The 17,388-nt window shown below is 40.3% G+C and carries 11 protein-coding genes; 6 read left to right on the forward strand and 5 right to left on the reverse strand.

Going from position 1 to position 17,388, the window contains the following annotated elements; translation table 11 throughout:
- Positions 1–29 precede the first annotated feature (29 nt).
- The 5 genes from AWW67_RS04260 (at position 30) to AWW67_RS04280 (ending at position 5,061) form a co-directional block, all read left to right on the forward strand.
- Positions 30–272 (forward strand): acyl carrier protein, encoded by a 243-nt coding sequence (locus AWW67_RS04260; protein WP_053222977.1) that lies wholly within the window; start codon positions 30–32, stop codon positions 270–272.
- Between the two features lie 127 nt (positions 273–399).
- Entirely contained in the window at positions 400–1,245 is an 846-nt protein-coding gene (locus AWW67_RS04265; RefSeq protein WP_062300445.1) for a UDP-2,3-diacylglucosamine diphosphatase, read from the forward strand.
- Entirely contained in the window at positions 1,246–2,397 is a 1,152-nt protein-coding gene (locus tag AWW67_RS04270) for a glycosyltransferase family protein (protein WP_082793974.1), read from the forward strand.
- Positions 2,398–2,468: 71 nt separating this feature from the next.
- Positions 2,469–4,040 (forward strand): TlpA family protein disulfide reductase, encoded by a 1,572-nt coding sequence (locus AWW67_RS19185; RefSeq protein ID WP_062300447.1) that lies wholly within the window; start codon positions 2,469–2,471, stop codon positions 4,038–4,040.
- A 37-nt stretch (positions 4,041–4,077) separates the two neighbouring features.
- Positions 4,078–5,061, forward strand: a complete 984-nt coding sequence (locus AWW67_RS04280; protein ID WP_062300448.1) for a bifunctional methionine sulfoxide reductase B/A protein — start codon at positions 4,078–4,080, stop codon at positions 5,059–5,061.
- A gap of 35 nt (positions 5,062–5,096) precedes the next feature.
- On the opposite strand, the gene pbpC is transcribed toward AWW67_RS04280, so the two are convergent.
- From pbpC to AWW67_RS04295, 3 genes are all read right to left on the reverse strand, one after another.
- Positions 5,097–7,523, reverse strand: a complete 2,427-nt coding sequence (gene pbpC / locus AWW67_RS04285) for a penicillin-binding protein 1C (protein WP_062300449.1) — start codon at positions 7,521–7,523, stop codon at positions 5,097–5,099.
- A gap of 58 nt (positions 7,524–7,581) precedes the next feature.
- Entirely contained in the window at positions 7,582–13,137 is a 5,556-nt protein-coding gene (locus tag AWW67_RS04290) for an alpha-2-macroglobulin family protein (protein ID WP_062300450.1), read from the reverse strand.
- A gap of 151 nt (positions 13,138–13,288) precedes the next feature.
- Positions 13,289–13,669, reverse strand: coding sequence for a hypothetical protein (locus AWW67_RS04295; protein ID WP_062300451.1), 381 nt, complete (start codon positions 13,667–13,669; stop codon positions 13,289–13,291).
- A gap of 230 nt (positions 13,670–13,899) precedes the next feature.
- Between AWW67_RS04295 and AWW67_RS04300 the strand changes: the two genes are divergently transcribed.
- Positions 13,900–14,364, forward strand: a complete 465-nt coding sequence (locus tag AWW67_RS04300) for a hypothetical protein (protein ID WP_053222842.1) — start codon at positions 13,900–13,902, stop codon at positions 14,362–14,364.
- Between the two features lie 65 nt (positions 14,365–14,429).
- Here AWW67_RS04300 and AWW67_RS04305 read toward each other — a convergent pair whose 3' ends face one another.
- Both AWW67_RS04305 and AWW67_RS04310 read right to left on the reverse strand, forming a co-directional pair.
- Entirely contained in the window at positions 14,430–17,006 is a 2,577-nt protein-coding gene (locus AWW67_RS04305) for an ABC transporter permease (RefSeq protein WP_062300452.1), read from the reverse strand.
- Positions 17,003–17,332 (reverse strand): PadR family transcriptional regulator, encoded by a 330-nt coding sequence (locus AWW67_RS04310; protein WP_062300453.1) that lies wholly within the window; start codon positions 17,330–17,332, stop codon positions 17,003–17,005. Before AWW67_RS04310 ends, AWW67_RS04305 begins: the two co-directional genes overlap by 4 nt.
- Positions 17,333–17,388 lie beyond the last annotated feature (56 nt).

Consider the following 17,388-nt stretch of genomic DNA (forward strand, 5'->3'; position numbering starts at 1 on the left):
TCCGAAAATATTCCTTTAGAGACCAACCAATGAGTGAGATTCAAGAAAAAATCACAAAAATTCTAGTCGATAAAATAGGTATAGCGCCTACTGAAGCTACAATTGACGCAAACTTTATTAAAGATTTAGGTATAGACTCGTTGGACTATGCTGAACTCGTAATGGAATTTGAACAGACTTTTGAGATCAGAATTCCGGACAGCGATGCTGAGAAGTTGCAAACGGTTGGACAAACAGTAGAGTATATCCAAAAAAAGGTAAACCAAAATTAGCCTACGGTCAGGTTAAGCCTGTATTACCAAAAAACATCTCATCCCTCCTTTAAATATTAATTCCGTAAAACCACGGTGACAATGGAGTCAAACTCAATTTGTTAATTGAGTCATACCCCTTTAACCCGTGAAGAATAACTGCAAAACCATTGTTATTTCTGATGTTCACCTAGGCACCAAAGGCTCAAAGTCTAAAGAACTTGTCAGATTTCTAAAACAGTATCAATGTGAAAACTTGATACTCAACGGAGACATTATTGACGGCTGGCAACTCAAAAAATCCGGCCAATGGAAAAGAAAGCACACTCGCTTTTTTACCTGCATTCTCAAGATGATTGAACAAGAGGACACTAAGGTTACCTACCTTCGTGGCAATCATGACGATTTCCTAGATCAAATTCTCCCCTTCACAATGGGTAATTTGACCATTAAAAGAGAAATGGTATATGAATCCTGTGGAAAGAAGTTCTTGATTGTTCACGGAGATATTTTTGATTCTATTACACGCCAGTTTAAATGGATAGCCAAACTTGGCGATGTAGGCTACACTTTTCTTTTATGGCTAAACCGACAATACAACTATCGAAGAGTTAAAAAAGGGCTTCCTTACTTTTCTCTTTCTCAGGCAGTAAAAGGCAAAGTAAAACAAGCCATAAAATATATTGACGATTATGAAGAGCAACTTTCTGCCATGGCCAAATACCGTGAATGCGATGGCATTATATGCGGACATATTCACCAACCAGCCATAAAAGAAATTGACGGCATTACTTATCTCAACTCTGGAGATTGGGTAGAATCACTCACTGCCTTAGTCGAAGATTTTAATGGAGAATGGAGTCTTGTCTATTATTCTGAAACCCAAAAAGCAGAAAAGAAGCAGAAAGAATCAAAGGCTTTAAAAAGCAAACCTATAGAAATAACTGGCCTATTCGGACCAGTAGAAATTAGTCCAAAAACTGAAATCGGATAAATGAGAGCACTCTTTATAATACAAGGTGAAGGACGCGGTCATATGACTCAAGCGCTAGCTTTATCGCAAATACTGACAGAAGCCGGCCATGAAGTAACTTCCATGATTATTGGCACCAACAAAAGACGTGAGGTACCTGCTTATTTCCAGCAAAAATCCGATACAAAAGTCCATACGGTCGTTAGCCCAAACTTTTTTTACGATAAGGGAAAGAAGTCCATCAACTTATGGAAAACAGGGCTAGTTAATGGCTTAAATATTCCGCAGTTTTTAAGCCAACTCAGAAAAATCAACCAGATTGTAAAAAGGGAAAAGCCCGATGTTATTATTAACTTCTATGATATACTCGCGGGTATGTATTTTGGAATTTATAAGCCGAAAGTAAAAAGAATCTGTATTGCCCATCAGTATTTGGCCGAAGACCGTTCTTTTCCATTTGCCGAAGGCTCTCCACTTCAAAAACGGTGTTTTCTGCTTACAAACAAACTGACATCACTAAATACCCATAAGAAAATCGCCTTATCATTTCGCGACATTAAACCTGATTCTAAAACATTAACCATTGCTCCTCCTCTACTGAGGGAAGAAATATTCAACCTAACTCCGAGCAAAGGAGATTTCATTTTGGCCTATGTAGTAAACCCCGGCTATGCTTATGACTTAATGGAATGGCACAAACAGAACAAGAAAATTCGACTGCATTGCTTTTGGGATAACTTAGAGCAAAAAGATGAATGGTCACCATGGAAAAACATCACCTTCCATCATATTAATGACCAAAAGTTTTTGAGCTTTATGAAAGATTGTTTGGGCTACGTTTCTACGGCAGGCTTTGAGTCTATTTGCGAGGCCATGTATTTAGGTAAGCCAGTAATGATGGTGCCCGTTGAAAACCAATATGAGCAAGCCTGTAATGCATTGGATGCAGTAAAAGCTGGTGCTGGAATCGCCAACCACCAGTTTGTGCTAGATCCATTCTTAAAGCACCTCTCTACACACACAACAGAGTCAACTGATTTTAAACATTGGATGGGGCTGAATAAAACAATCATTCTTGAAGCACTCGAAGCACCAGTGACCCCAAGTCGGAGCCTTATACTTAATTTCACACCTGCTATTCCCAGACTATTCACTATCTCTACCGACAATTAAACAGAATGATATAATCAATTTTCATTCAAGAATCTACTCTTCATAATACAATATATTACATATATTGTATTATGAAACAACTCATATTCCTCTCTGCGCTATTCATATTTTTTGGCTGCTCACCTACTAACACCTCCAAGGAAGCCGGGAAAGAACCAACGAATCAAATAGTCCTTATCTTCAATAAACCTGTTCAAAATGGCTCTTATCGAAATCAAATCGGCTCTCAAAATGGTGACGAAATTCAATTCTTAGATGACCATATGATTGAACAGCGACTGCACCTGAACATTGGAGCAGAGTCGGACACAGTGATTGTCGAAAGCAAACGTGACTTAGTTGAAATCAGGTTGATGTACAAAGGAGTTGACGAGCTCAAATACTTGTTTCAGAATGGCGATTCCATTGTCTTTAATTATTCGGACATCAAGCCAATTGCTAAGGTCATAAATCGCCAAGAAGATTATACCGTGACTAATTTCAGTTTGGTTGAAAGAGATAGCATTGCTCTTGATGAATACACAGCATTGGATATTGCTAAGATGCCTATCCTACTTCATTATAGAGCAAAGGATATGAATAGAGATGACTACAGCTCTTTCATGAAAAAGATAGATCAAATGACATTAAAAAACATCCCTCTAGAGATAGAAAGAGAATATACAATATTAGAAGCGCTGAAGGCAGAGCAAAAGATCAGTAATGATCAATTTCTATATAGACTTCAAAACATCTACTTCCAACTCTTGGAGCTTCAAGCATCACCATTGAATAAGAAAGGAGTGGAAAACCCAAAATTCATGTCTCTAAAAGCTTTCTCTCAAGATCTTGAAAACCGATTTCCTGACATCCGCACTAAAAGAGGTGATTCATTATTATACAACTCAGCCTATGCTTCCTTTTTTCATTATTCAACTTCAATAGAATTCAGCTCAAAAGTGAGTCAATACGAATACAAAACAGAAACAGCAGGCGGTCGAATTACAAATTACCCTCAGGCCTATGATTCTGTTCAAGTATCCTCTCAACTCACAGCTATTGAAAAGAAAAAACTACAATTCGCTTATATAGAAAAGCTATTCCAAGATGCAGGTTACTTCCCCATTGAAAAGCGTTGGGAATACCTGAACAAGTTCAAAAATGATTATCAGGACTCGGCAATGGTTGATTTTTTAGTGAAGAAGTTCAATATCAAATTCAAAATAGATGACGATCTTGAACTTGTAGACAAGGCAGGAAAAGTAACTTCCCTTGAAGCATTGATTACATCACACAAGGGCAAAGTACTCTATATAGATTACTGGGCTAGTTGGTGTGGGCCTTGCATTAACGAAATGCCGAGTTCTAAGCAATTGCAGAAGGGTTTAGCAAATGACAATATTGTTTACATCTACCTTTCAAGTGATAGAACAGACAGGCCTTGGCAAAAGACCATGGAAAGGCTTGAGTTAAATGAGGGTTTACATTTCAGAATAGACAATGCGGGCTACACTACTAAAATGGAAGAGCTTAATATTCCTTCAATTCCTCGGTACATGATTTATGACACCAAAGGTAAGCTGGTGAACAATAATGCCCCGCGACCGAGCCAAAGCAAAGTGCTAAAAGCAGAACTTATGAAGTATATTGAAACCTCGAAGTAGACATTTGTGTTCTACCCTCGAAATCAGAAAGGAATATATGCTTACTTGGATTGACGTAATCAAATTTGCCAACAACGGCAGCCCAACACCCGACAGAAGGGTGGAAAAAACTGAGGAAGAATGGAAAGCCATTTTAACTCCATCACAATTTCAAATTGCCAGATTAAAAGGCACCGAAAGGGCAGGAACTGGTGAATTCTGCGAACGCCACGAACCAGGACTATATGGTTGCGTTTGCTGCGACACTCCCCTATTCGACTCCAGATTAAAATTTGAATCTGGTTCTGGCTGGCCAAGTTTTACACAACCCGTAAAAGAAAATGCCATTAAATACGAAAAAGACACGTCTTATGGAATGGTGCGTGTGGAAGTAATGTGCAATACTTGCGATGCTCATCAAGGTCATGTTTTTCCTGATGGGCCTGCGCCAAGTGGATTACGCTATTGCATTAATTCGGCTTCGATGAAATTGATTGAAGAAGACAAAACGGAGGCCACAGCCATTTTAGGCGGTGGTTGTTTTTGGTGTACCGAAGCTGTTTTTCAACGCGTAAAAGGAGTTAAACAAGTAGAGTCGGGCTATTCAGGCGGAACTGTTAAAAACCCAACGTACAGAGAAATTGGAACAGGAAGAACGGGACATGCGGAAGTGATTAAAATTACCTACAACCCAGAGATTCTACCTTATGCCGATTTACTTCGTATTTTCTTTTCTACCCACGACCCTACTACTTTAAACAGACAGGGATATGACCAAGGAACACAATACAGGTCTGTAATTTTTTATCAAGACGAAGATGAAAGACAAACCGCAGAAGCTGTAAAGGAGGAAATGAAGGGTTACTTTGACGATCCTATTGTAACAGAAATCAGTCCGCTTGGAGCCTATTACCCAGCCGAAAATTACCATCAAAATTATTACAACGAGAATGGAAGTCAACCATATTGCAGGGCTGTAATTGATCCAAAAGTTCAGAAACTACGGAGCATGTTTAAAGACAGGCTGAAAGAAGAAGTATAAACACCGGGGCTTCACTTTAATAAGTGGAGCCTTTTTTACTTCCCTACCTTTTCCAACACTGTAAAATTTCGTGACAACCGATGCCCTTCTTCATCAACCACAGTGATGATGTGTTCACCCGCTGGTGGTGTTAAGGCGAGAACATGATTCCCTTGAGTGGTACCTAAATAGACATCATTTAAATGCCAATGCAACTGGCTATTGGGTTTACGATGAGCCACCTCAAACACCACTTGTTCCCTTTCGCCTTCTAGATTTATGGGAATATACACCTGCGCATCGGGTTCTGGATATACCATGTCCATCACTTCCATATCCAAGCTTTCACCAAAGCAATCGCTTCGTAAAGGAGGAAGTTCTTGATAGGTTGGATTACGCTTTTTATAATACAGTGCTTGTTTAGGAGGAAGGACAAACCAATTGGTGCTGATTATATCTACCACTGGTTCACAATCTGAATTCACACGGTAATTCTTAGTTTTATCAAGGTGTACCCTTTGATGAAAAGGGCTTGCCATGGTATTCAGCCCAGCCTTTGGAATTAAAACGGTATCCACTTGAATGGAATAGGATGAAGCCAAATAACCACTTTGACGATCTACTGGTGCATATGCCATTTCAGCCATAGGCGGGTTAAACCAAGTAGTTTCAGGCAGCACATCAAAAATATCGAAGAGAATTGGCGCAGCGGCTTGAATACCCGTGAGTCCAGGTCGTCCTTCGCCATCGGCATTCCCTACCCAAACGCCTACTACATATTCGGGGGTCACACCTATTGCCCAACCATCTCGGTAGCCAAAGCTCGTCCCAGTTTTCCAGGCTATTTTCTTGGCACTAGAATACAGTTTCCATTGCGCATCATCGCCCGGACGATACACTTCCAACATGGCCTTGAAGGTGAACCAAATAGAAGAAGCGCTTAACTGTTTATTGTTCTTCAGTTCAATGTTTTCAGTTGGCTGTTTTTTAGAAACATCTTTTTCACTCAACAATGAAGGTTGAACTTTTGAATTTGCACCATCATAATTCGCAAAGTCAAAATCACTTTTTTCATAGCGCTTTTCGGGAGTCCGCCCATTAAACTGTGTGAGTGTTCGCGCCATTCCTGCATAAATATTCGTCAAGTCCCAAAGTGTACCTTCCGAACCGCCCAGAATCATTGACAGGCCATAATGACTAGCGGGCTGGGTAAGCGTTGTCATTCCTAAATCTTTCAGTTTTTCATGGAAACGCGGATAGCCATAATCTTGAAGCATATGAACTGCAGGAATATTGAGCGACCTCGATAAAGCCATATCGGCATGAACGGCTCCATCGTATTCGCGGGTAAAATTCTTTGGCACAAAGTTTTTGAAATACACAGGCACATCGGGCAAAAGCGATTTTGGCAGCATCAATCCTTCATCCAATAGAGAAGCATAGAGTATGGGTTTGAGCAAACTGCCTGTGCTCCTTGGTGCTTGAATCACATCTACTTGTTGGCCAGTTGACGATGTACCTTCCTCATACACATTTCCTATATAGGCCTTCACTGTATTACTGCGAACATCCAACACAATGGTCGAAGCATTTTCAATTCCATCGAGCCTCAATAATGCATTATGGTTTTTCACCACTCGGTCTACACGCCTCTGCAAATGCGCATCTAGCGTAGTTTGCAACCTTTGACCTTCCTTTCCATCCTTGATGCCTTTGTCCAGCAAGTGCAAAGCTTCAATTGGAATATCATTAGGTTTAGAAGGAATTGGTTCTTCTTTGGCTAATTCAAGGCTAGTTTCATCAAAAAAACCTTCATCATACATTTTATCTAAAAGGCGATCGCGTTTGGCTTTTAAAGGAGCCGTATTTCTTCCGGGGTATAGCAATGAAGGCTGATTGGGAAGCACTGCCAACAATGCGGCTTCGGCCCAGCTTAAATCGTTGGCTCTTCTGCCAAAGTAGCGCCATGAGGCCGCTTCAATCCCCACAGTATTTCCTCCAAAAGGGGCGTGCGAAGCATACAGTTTCAGAATGTTTTTTTTGGAATATCGAAGTTCAAGTCGGGTGGCCAGAATCATTTCCACCAACTTTTCATATACGTTGCGCGACTTACCTTTTCGGTACATCCGTATCACCTGCATGGATAGGGTGCTCCCTCCACTCACTACCGATCCAGCTTTTAAATTCTGAACTATGGCCCGGCCCATGGCCAAAGGATTTACCCCGGGATGGCGATAGAAATATTGATCTTCGAAAGTTAGTAAAGCTGCCTCATATTTATCAGAAATGGAATCTACTTCTGGAAACCGCCATTGGCCGTCTCTGGCAATTCGGGCAGAAAGCATTTCTCCATTTTCGGCATTGAGTACAGTTGCGTATGGATCGTTAAAAAGTGTTTTAGGCAAGCAGACATAATACGCAGCCGACAATAGCACCAAAAGTACCACAATTGGATAACGATATTTCTTGATCTGTTTTTTCATTCGGTGAGGTAAGACCCGACAGATTTTAAAAACCTGTCGGGTCTAATGTGATATACTCTTAATTCACTCGCTTTACTTCTACCCATTGACCAGGCACGCGCGCATTGATGGTGTTGTCGTACATGGCTTGGACTCCAACAGCCGGCAAGTAAAAACGCCCTGCATAAGTGGCGTTCAGAGCTACCTTAAACAGCTTTCTCTCGTTAGGTCTTAAGTCAAAATAAGTGTAAACTCTATCGTCCCGAATATCTTGATAAGTATAGTTCTGCGAAGTGGCCGCACCCGGAATTTCATTCAGTCGTTCATTCAAAATTTCCCATCCTGAAGGAAAAACCTGACTCAAAGCAAGGTTCTCATAAATCCCTCTTGTTCCGGTATTGAATATTGAAACTTCAGCAAAGAAATCAGTGCCTTGACTTAAGCTGCTTGGCTCCATACTTTGCCCGTTCCGGTCTACATAAGTCACTTTTACCGTCAGACCATTTGAAGCAGCAGTTTCATTTCCAGCTAAGGGCTGCCCCGTTTTAATCACCCTAGCAAAGAGCACTCCTTCGCCCTTATTCTCTATTTTAACCGCACCAGCTTTTGCCCCATCCACAGGCACATCAATCAACTTCACTGGCTTGGCTGTCTCTATTCTTTGGCTCGCACCTGAGTTCAAAACATAAGCAGCTTCTAAGCCTTTCGAAGTTTTATCTACTCCCGAAAACTTGATGACCGAAAGCAGCGAGTAAGCGGTTGTTTGTGTGCTCATCCAACGATCGTCACTTAAATCATCGGCTACAGTCCTTAACAGTGTCATGCCCTCGTTTTGCATTTTAAGCAAGCCCAAAGTCTCTAAAATCATGGCATTGTCGCGGGTTTGAGAACCGTAATAATAGTAGTTCGATTTAGGTGTGGACACCTTCGGCTCTGAAGCAATTAACTCTTTGGCCACATTTACCTTTCCTGCCACCGCATAAGCTGCCGCTAATCTCCATTTCGCTTCCAGCGAAAGACTATTATCTTCCCTTAAACGGTTCATAGCGCCCAACTCAGGGCTTTGTGCTAAAGCCAAAGTATACAATCGATAAGCCTGCATTAAATCATCGTTGTATCGACCATGACGCATCCAATTCTTAGCCTTTCTACTTTGGAATTTTGTCCAGTTTCTCAGTAAGTTGGAAGGAATGTTATAACCCTTATCCTTGGCTTCCATCAAGAAATGACCAGCATAGTTCGTTCCCCAGTCGTTGTCATCGCTTTGACCCGGCCAATAAGAAAAGCCTCCTTCACTCGTTTGAAACTTTGACATACCATCAATGGCCGCTTTGATGTTTCTTTCTATTTCAGCTTTTCTATCAGCCGTCAATTCCATAATGTCTCCTAAAAAGAGCTGAGGAAAAACTGCGGAAGTAGTTTGTTCGATACAACCATGCGGATAGCCAATTAAGTAATTCAAGCGCTTTCCAAGATTAATCGGAGGAATGACGGAAAGTTCGAGTTGTACCTTATTCGTGCCTGCCATTCCCATTTGCTCGAAAGACTGATTCCAGCTTTCCCCAGCTTGAAGCGCCTTGGCAATTACATCTGTCGCAGGTGGATTAGGGCTTCGTACATCAATTTCCACTTTATAAGTTGCAGTTTCATTTCCTGATGTTGCCACAATTTCAACAGTACCAATGCCTAATGTTTCACTTACCTCTAGTTCAAAATCAATAATCTGATCTCCAATTTGATTAAAAGTCAACGATTGTTGTGCAACACCAACAGTTTTGAGCAAAGCATTTCCCTTTACAGAAACTTTCACCTCTTTCACCGATGGCTCCATGGCAAAAACGCTCACTGGTAACTTCACTTTTTCGCCTGGGCCAATTACTCTTGGCAGCGTACCCAAAACCATCAATGGTCTGCGTACTGGCGTTGCTTTTTCTGCTTTTCCATACGCACCGTCTTTTCCTGCTACCACCATGGTGCGCACAGAGCCTACATAATTCGGCATTTTAAAAGTATGCGAAGCGGTCTTCCCTGCTTCTAACCTAAATGGCCCTAAATGTTTTACCACTGGCTTGAAACGATTGGCTTTTGCACTCTCTGGTTTAGCGTTCGTACCATCACCACCGAGGGCTAATAATCGGGTCAGCTCTCCATTATAGGCATTCGTTACATCATCGAATAAATCCCAAGTTTTTACGCCCAAAGCCTGACGCGCATAAAAATTCGACCATGGGTCTGGCGTACCAAAACGGGTGATATCAAGTAATCCTTCGTCTACCACCGCAATAGTATAAGTCATTGCACGACCTTCTTTTTCGCTCACCTTCACCGTTACATCCGATTCTGGCTCCAGTACATTCGGTAATGAAATTTCAGGATTCAGTTTGGTTTTTGGGTTGCTTACATTTATTGGCACTACGCCATAAAGCCTGATCGGTAAATCATTTCTGGTTTGTGCATGTGGTTGTAAAAGCGTGGTGTTTACGTAAGCGTTTGGTACCATTTCTTCCGTTGTCTCAAATTCAAATGCTGTTTCTCCTTTACCGGTTTCCACCCAATAGGAAGCCACTACCTTGCTGCCATTCTCCACACTCACCAATGCCCTTCCTTCTGAGTTTGACGGAATATTGATTTTCACTTTTTCGCCAATATTGTAATCTTCTTTGTCGGTAGAAAAGGCTAAAAGTGAAGCGCCTCCCGGACGGTTATTATCGTCTGCCCAGCCCGGCCAATCGAAGTAGGCGATTGTTCCAGTGGAATGTTTAGAAACTGGATCTGTTACACGAATGTAATAGCGTCCCCACTCACGGTCGCCAATATTAACATCTACCGTTGCTTTGCCTCCTGTAGTATTCACCGTTTTGGTCAATACTGGTTTGTTGTAATTGGCGCCTACGTAATTGGCGATATCGTTTTGGCCACCGTCCCACCACCAGCGCCAGCCTAATTTGTAAACTTCAAAAGTCAATCCTTTTCTGTCAATCGTATTTCCTTCGGAATCCACCGTTACTACGCTCATTTGATGTGATTTGCCCGTAACCAATTGTCCTCTTCTGTCACCCTCTGGCTTTTTCACTCCAACAAATGAAGTGTAGGGATAGAAAGGAATACTGAATTGATCGATACTGAAATCACCTCCCGGCTCGTATACCTTTCCTTTAAAAGTGGCCATTACAGCCCCCGGAGAATTTAATTCTGAACCAATTTTCAAGTTCACTTTTGAGTGACCAGAAGCGTCAACCTCTCCAGAAAATACCTGAGTAGGTTGTTGGTTGAAATTCTTTGCTTCATCATCAAATGAATAATTAGGGAAGTTTTTGAAAGTAGTTGTGACAGGGTTCAAATAAAGGTCGAATTCGGCTTTTAGGTTTCTTGCAGCAGCACCTGTGAGCCATTTCACATTCAAGTCGCCCGAAACGAAAGTAGTTGCGGCAGTGAGCCTGTCTACTCCAAAATCCAAATCAATCTTAAGTCGGTTAGGCTTAACTGTTTCCACCTTTACACGTTTGGTGAACTCCGCACCACCTAAACTTACCTTTGCTGTCCAATTGCCCGTTGGGTCTGTGTCGGCAGTTTGGGTTTTGAAATCGTAAAAGCCATCTACAGACTGCGTTCTCACAATACGCTGTTTTGTATTTCCAGATGGGTCGATCAATTCAAAAACTACTGGGTGGTCATCTGGCAGATTGTTTTCTTTATCTTCTAAAATAAAGTTTAAATAAATATCATCGCCCGGACGCCAAACACCTCTTTCGCCATACATAAAGCCTTTTAACCCTCTTTCTACTCGAGCGCCACCTGTATTGAAATTACTCATGGAGAGCGAAAGTCCATCTGAAAGTTTTAAATAACCACGCTCCACCCCTCGGTTGGCTACCAATAAAAATGGTTTCCTCAATAAGTCCGTTTCAATTTTACCTTGACCATCGGTAGTTACAGTAGCAATCTTCTCTTCCTGAAAGTCATAAACATCTACAGAAACACCCGAAATTGGCTTAGTGGTTTTCAAATCAGTAACAAAGGCCGTCAGTTTTCTATTGTTCCCAATTTTAGCAATCATCCCTAAGTCTGACGCCAAAATATTCTTACTTACCATTCGGTTAGTGCCCACATAATAGGAATACGTACATGGATTATCACGGTCCTGCCAGTTGTAGTTTCTACCATAGTTGTAATCGTAATAACTATCGTACGCACCGTCATTGTCGCCAGAATAAGCGTCCCAATTGTCTTCTGGAATTTGCCCTGTTAGTACTGGTGTTTCATCTGCTGGTGCGGCACATCCAAAAGTAGAATAGGGCCTTCTGAAGTTGATTCGTAATTGGTAAATGGCTCCTGGTTCGGTTTGAATAAGCTCATTCAAGTCAAGCGTAAAACGATTCCACTTCCCTAAATCAAACACTCCCGATTCGTTAAGCGGAATACGTTTTTGCAAAACTGGTTTCCCAACCCTGCGCAATTGCTCATTCCCATCGAATTCGTTTACCTGTAGAAATTGCAACACATTGCGCTCATATATTTTGATTACGGTTACGTCTACTGCATTCAAGTTCACGGCTTCGAAAGGAAGAATGAGGCCATCGGTACTGGGTAAAATTGTGCCTTTTGCATTAAGTTTTAGCAAGGGCTTCAATTGCTCAAAATTGACAACATTCTGATAAAGCTCCTTCATTTTAAAGTCTAGGAGATTACGAACTCCAGGATACGCCTTAACCGCCTTGACACCAGAAATATCAGTTGCCACAAATACCTTTACATTATTGCCTTCGATTGTATAGCGAAGATCATTCTGACCTTCTACTGTAATTAACCCCGTTAGATCTTGATCTTCTTTTAATGGATCGGAAAAACTGACCAAAACATAAGGGTCGCCTGTTTTTACCACTTTAACATCTAACACCTCAAAATCGCCAAGAACAGCCACGGGCACCACCGTTCGCGAATCGCGATCCACCCCCAAACTGCCTCCATCTACTGTCACTTCAACCTCTGAAGCTTGTTCCTTTCTTTCAACTCCTTGTACTTTAAACCTGTGTGTAGTGCCGTTTGCTTTATCAATTTCCCATTGTACTGAAAGGTTACCGCCTGGCTGTTTGAACGACACTGCTTTCACCACAGCAGCAGAGTCGGCAAAATCAGCAGTATTGAACTGCCCTTCAATAACTTGCTTACGCATTGCATCTTCGGTATCTGAGGCAATTTGTTCTATTTCTAAATCGAAATTTTGACTGACCGTTTCAAATCCAAAATTGAAATTATTGAGTTCTTTCTCTACTTCCTTCAGGCTGCTCAACTTTAGCGTTCCGTTGTACAAAGTGCCTGATTTAAGAGGAGATGAAGGTTGAAATTCTACAACATTATTTCCTACCCAACGGCCCTTACCAGAAATACTTGGTGTAAACTGAAAAAGCGAAGTAGGATCTGTACTTAACTGGGCATCCGTTACGGGTTCTACCAAACGCACCATAATGGTTGATCGTGTAGATACTTTTCCAGAAGTATAAGATGAAACATAAGCCGAAAAGGCTTGATCGGCTTGCTTATTAAGCTGATCTATTGGGGTTTTCTTATCACTACAAGAGGCGACAAAAAACAGGCACAACAAGGCAGCCAAAAGAGAGGTTTTGGATAATGACATTTCAATTTAATTAAGACAGTAAGAGATTGGAACGCTGATGGTTCAATATAAAAATTACCGCTCCAAATAGATAACTAAGAATCATGAATTTATTGCGTGTAAATGAAAAGATTAGAAAAATAAAACCGATTTATTAGTCTTGAATAATCTCTCAAAAACCTTTATCGGTTACTAAATACCCTCCTTTCCCTTTACAGTTAGTACAGGGCATTCCCAAGCCAGTCTCTCCGGTACCAAAACAATAATAACAGGTTACCATTTTTTCTGTTTTAATTTTTGGAGTTGCCTCAAATTCAATCCTTTTTGATTCCTTTCTTACTAGATAATCTTTTTTTCTCTTCGCTTTTTCAATATGCCTATCAACAGATGCTTGTATCTCTGGAATTGATGCAAACTCTGGATGAGTTCTAAGCATCTCTTCAATAGTTCTATAAGAGAGTTGAACGCCTTTGTCCTCTACATGCCACAACCTACCTTTAGGAGTAAACCATGCTCTTTTATTATTACAGATATGAATCTTAATCTTCTTCATACATCATATTAAATACCACAAATGTAATATTTAATATGCATATTGTATTCTATAAAATTCATTATCGTATTTTTAATTTTAAAAAAAGCTGGTGCTTGTTCGAATGAGTTGAAATTGATGTCAGAACAACGATCAATTTTCGCATTACCAAATTTGAGTATCGTTGAGGAAATAATTCTTTAAAAAAATTCAGCCAGAAAGATTTACCTCATTTTGCTAACTTAGTAGGCATGAAAACGATCAGACTATTTTTTCTTCTGCTGTGCTTCTGCTTTTCTCATCAAGCCTTTGCGCAGCATGTTTTTCCAGATGTAGTTGATAATTGCTATTTGGATCAATTTGTTTATGAAACCGATGAGATACTTGCGAAACTTGATAATGAAAAAATCATTGAAGTGGTTACAGCCTCTTGGGATGAAAAGACAAAAAAGAATGCTGAAGGAATTCTTGGGTTTCAGGTTTTGGTGGACAATAGAGGTACTAGCTGCTTGATGAGCATTAGAAATGAAACCAATATTAAAACCAAAAAAATGAACCTTATCAGCAGTATTAACGACAACCTTAAATGGCCAAGAATGCAACAGAAGGTTTCTGTTATTGTGGTGATGGAGTTTAAAGATGGTGAAATAACCATGAAAAGAATGGGCACCAAAGACATGAAAACCTTAATTGAGGTTGGTAGTGAAGGCAACTAATCTCTTATTACAGAAAATTAAAACAGGCTTTGATTAATATTAGATCAAAGCCCGTTTTTGTTTTATCAGTCCATTCTTAAAGTTTCAGCAGGGTTCATTTTCTTTACCTTACCTATTTGAGTAGTGACCGTTAGGAAAACTACAATTGTCAAAATAGCAGCTGCAAAAAACAATGGAATAAAGTTTACAGGATCGTGATAGGCATAAACCTCATCTAGAAATATCCCAATGATAAATACTGCTAACGTACTTCCAATTACCACTGCTATGGATAACATGATACCGAATTTTAGATAGACAGATTTAGTGAGTTGGATCAAATTAGCCCCTAAAGCTTTTTTAATACCTATGTCTTTCATTTTTGATGCGATGCTTAAAGATGCTAAACCAAAAATCCCCATGGCCGCAAGAATTGTAGCGAGGGTAGATGTAAATAACATAGTGTTTTTCAACCCTCTGCTATCTTCAGAACCAGAATCAAAAATCCTAGATTGTAAAAAGCCTATATATGGCTTATTCTGTACTACATCCACCCATGCTTTTTTAATTTTATCTTCCATTTCCATTTCAGTACCTGCCGAAACTTTTAATGTAAGATAATTCAATTCAGAATCGGGTTTGGCCTTTATAATTATGGGCTCTATTTTGTCACTCAAGCCTTGATAGGTGAAATCATTCAATACACCCACCACCTTATGAAAAACACTATCAATTTGAATTAGATCATCAATTCGAATACCGTAATGTTCGGCAAATTTATAATTAACCATTACCGAAGACTGTGAATCACTAATCAGTTCAGGGTCGAAAAACCTTCCTTCATGTAGCTCTAAGCCCATAAACTGCGGATACTTAGCACTACAAGATAGAAACGAAGCTCGGTTCTTTTTATCACCCAAGTAAAATTCAGTATTGCCATAAGCCTCACCTAACGCTGCATTTGTTGCAACGGCTTCTTCAACCCCAGGTAAAGACATCATTTTATTCAATAATTCTGGATAGACTTCTGAACTTGGAATATTCACTAAAATTTTGTCTTCCTTATCAAAGCCCCACTCTATCCTTTTTTGCATATTATTGGTTCGAACGAACATGATTCCACCTACAATTGTGATGATTGACAGTACTAATTGAAACGTAATTAGTGCACCCGAAAAACCCCATCTTTTCCCTAGTTTTTCCTTTCCACTAAAAATGACAGAAGGCTTGTATTTTGAGATATATACTGCAGGGTAAAATCCAGAAAGGAAAGTAACCACCAATAAGAGTAATCCTAAAAAGAGCCATAAATTTCGGTTAGAAAATAAATTGAGAGAGATAGTTCCTCCAGACATTTCATTAAACCAAGGCATAAAAAACCCTCTGGCCAAAACAAACCCTAGAAAGATTGAAAGCGCACAAAGAATAAGGTTTTCGGTCAAAAACTGTACGATAATTTGAGATCGTTTACTGCCTATCGTTTTACGGATTCCTATTTCCTTTACGCGCCTTGTTGCCATTAGAATAGCAATATTCACATAGTTAGAAATGGCCAATAACAACATAAAACCCGCAATGGAGATGAGTAATATAATTGGAGCCATTGGTGGTGGTCCTCCTGGCACTCCGTTTAAGTTACTCTTGGCCATAGACTCTAAAGGCACGAGGAAAATCGACTCGTATTGAGCATCAGGTTTAAGCCCGTTCTGGACTGAAACCATTGATTGAAATGACCTTTCGAGCTCCAATGCATTAGTTTCTTTCTCTAATTCTATAAATGTTACGGCATTGGCCTGGGCTGTCTGCCCCCTATTTTCCAGCACCTCGTAACTTATAAGAAAGCCTGGCCTGATGCTAGAGTTATTGGGCGCATCTTCGATCACTCCCCCCACCGAAAAATTAATTTCTTCTTCGTCATAAATGACTTTCAACAACTTATCGATCGGATATTCATCTCCAAAAAACCTTATAGCGGCAGATCTATCAATCACAATCTTAGAAGGGTCTTTCAGTACATCTTTACTTCCATAAACCATAGGAAAAGAGAATGAATTCAGAAAATCGGGATCAACATAATTCACATAGCTCCTGAAAATATTATCCTTAATTCGGAAAATATTTTGTGTGCCTTTCATCCTCGTCCTGCGTTTTATTTGAGGGAATTTATCAGGCAATTCCTTGGCTAGGCTCGAATCAAAAACCCCGTATTTACCCAAGTTACCTTCAATAAAAGCCTCATGCGCGACCAAGTAGATGTTCTTACCGTTTTCATGAAATTGATCTCGAATCACCCGTGGTTCGATAAACATAAAAGCCACCAAACAGCAGCCTATGGCGCAAGAGAGCCCTGTGATGTTGATAAACGAGGGCATTTTTTGACGAAGGATATTTCGCCAACCGATTTTAAAATAGTTTTTGAACATAGCAATGTTGTTAAATTGAGTTGTTTCACTTGACTTCCTTTTAATATTCTTCCATCGGAATAGGCGAATAATGTCCCAAATAAAAGCACGCTTGGCACTCTTCACCCCTCTTTCTTCTAATCGCCAGAAAAAGAGTTCATGCACATCGCCTTGAATTTGCTCCAATAGCTTAGGGTTGCAATACCACTCTAAAAAGCGGTCGGCCCAGCGTGGTGGTTTCGGTTGCTCAAAATCTTTCATGCTGAAAAATTGAGTGCTGGTAGTTGATTATAGAGTTTGTCGCGCATGGATTTGACCTCATCCAAAACGGCTCTACCTGTTGATGTAAGGGAATAATAACGCTTTCTTCTTCCGCCCCGAACTTGTGAGGCCCCACCCATGCCAGAAGTGAGTAAACCTTTTTCTTCGAGCCGGTTCAAAACCGCATGAATAGCGCTGATGTTAACTTCACGTCCGGTCTGCTCTTTCATTTCTTTCAAAACAGAGACTCCGTAAGCATTTTCGTACAATACGCCAACGAGTAAAAGCACAAGCTCTTCTAGTTCACCAATGTTGTCGCCCTTCATTTTGATTTTATTTAATCTACAAATATAGATCAAATCTATAATATCTATATTTGTAA

The organism is Roseivirga seohaensis, assembly GCF_001592945.1.
In the GTDB taxonomy this organism is placed as follows: domain Bacteria; phylum Bacteroidota; class Bacteroidia; order Cytophagales; family Cyclobacteriaceae; genus Roseivirga; species Roseivirga seohaensis.

Bases quoted from the DNA above. Each gene is read 5' to 3' on its own strand.
- AWW67_RS04260 (WP_053222977.1), top strand. From the start codon at position 30: ATGAGTGAGATTCAAGAAAAAATCACAAAAATTCTAGTCGATAAAATA.
- AWW67_RS04270 (WP_082793974.1), top strand. From the start codon at position 1,246: ATGAGAGCACTCTTTATAATACAAGGTGAAGGACGCGGTCATATGACT.
- AWW67_RS19185 (WP_062300447.1), top strand. From the start codon at position 2,469: ATGAAACAACTCATATTCCTCTCTGCGCTATTCATATTTTTTGGCTGC.
- AWW67_RS04280 (WP_062300448.1), top strand. From the start codon at position 4,078: ATGCTTACTTGGATTGACGTAATCAAATTTGCCAACAACGGCAGCCCA.
- pbpC (WP_062300449.1), bottom strand. From the start codon at position 7,523: ATGAAAAAACAGATCAAGAAATATCGTTATCCAATTGTGGTACTTTTG.
- AWW67_RS04290 (WP_062300450.1), bottom strand. From the start codon at position 13,137: ATGTCATTATCCAAAACCTCTCTTTTGGCTGCCTTGTTGTGCCTGTTT.
- AWW67_RS04295 (WP_062300451.1), bottom strand. From the start codon at position 13,669: ATGAAGAAGATTAAGATTCATATCTGTAATAATAAAAGAGCATGGTTT.
- AWW67_RS04300 (WP_053222842.1), top strand. From the start codon at position 13,900: ATGAAAACGATCAGACTATTTTTTCTTCTGCTGTGCTTCTGCTTTTCT.
- AWW67_RS04305 (WP_062300452.1), bottom strand. From the start codon at position 17,006: ATGAAAGATTTTGAGCAACCGAAACCACCACGCTGGGCCGACCGCTTT.
- AWW67_RS04310 (WP_062300453.1), bottom strand. From the start codon at position 17,332: ATGAAGGGCGACAACATTGGTGAACTAGAAGAGCTTGTGCTTTTACTC.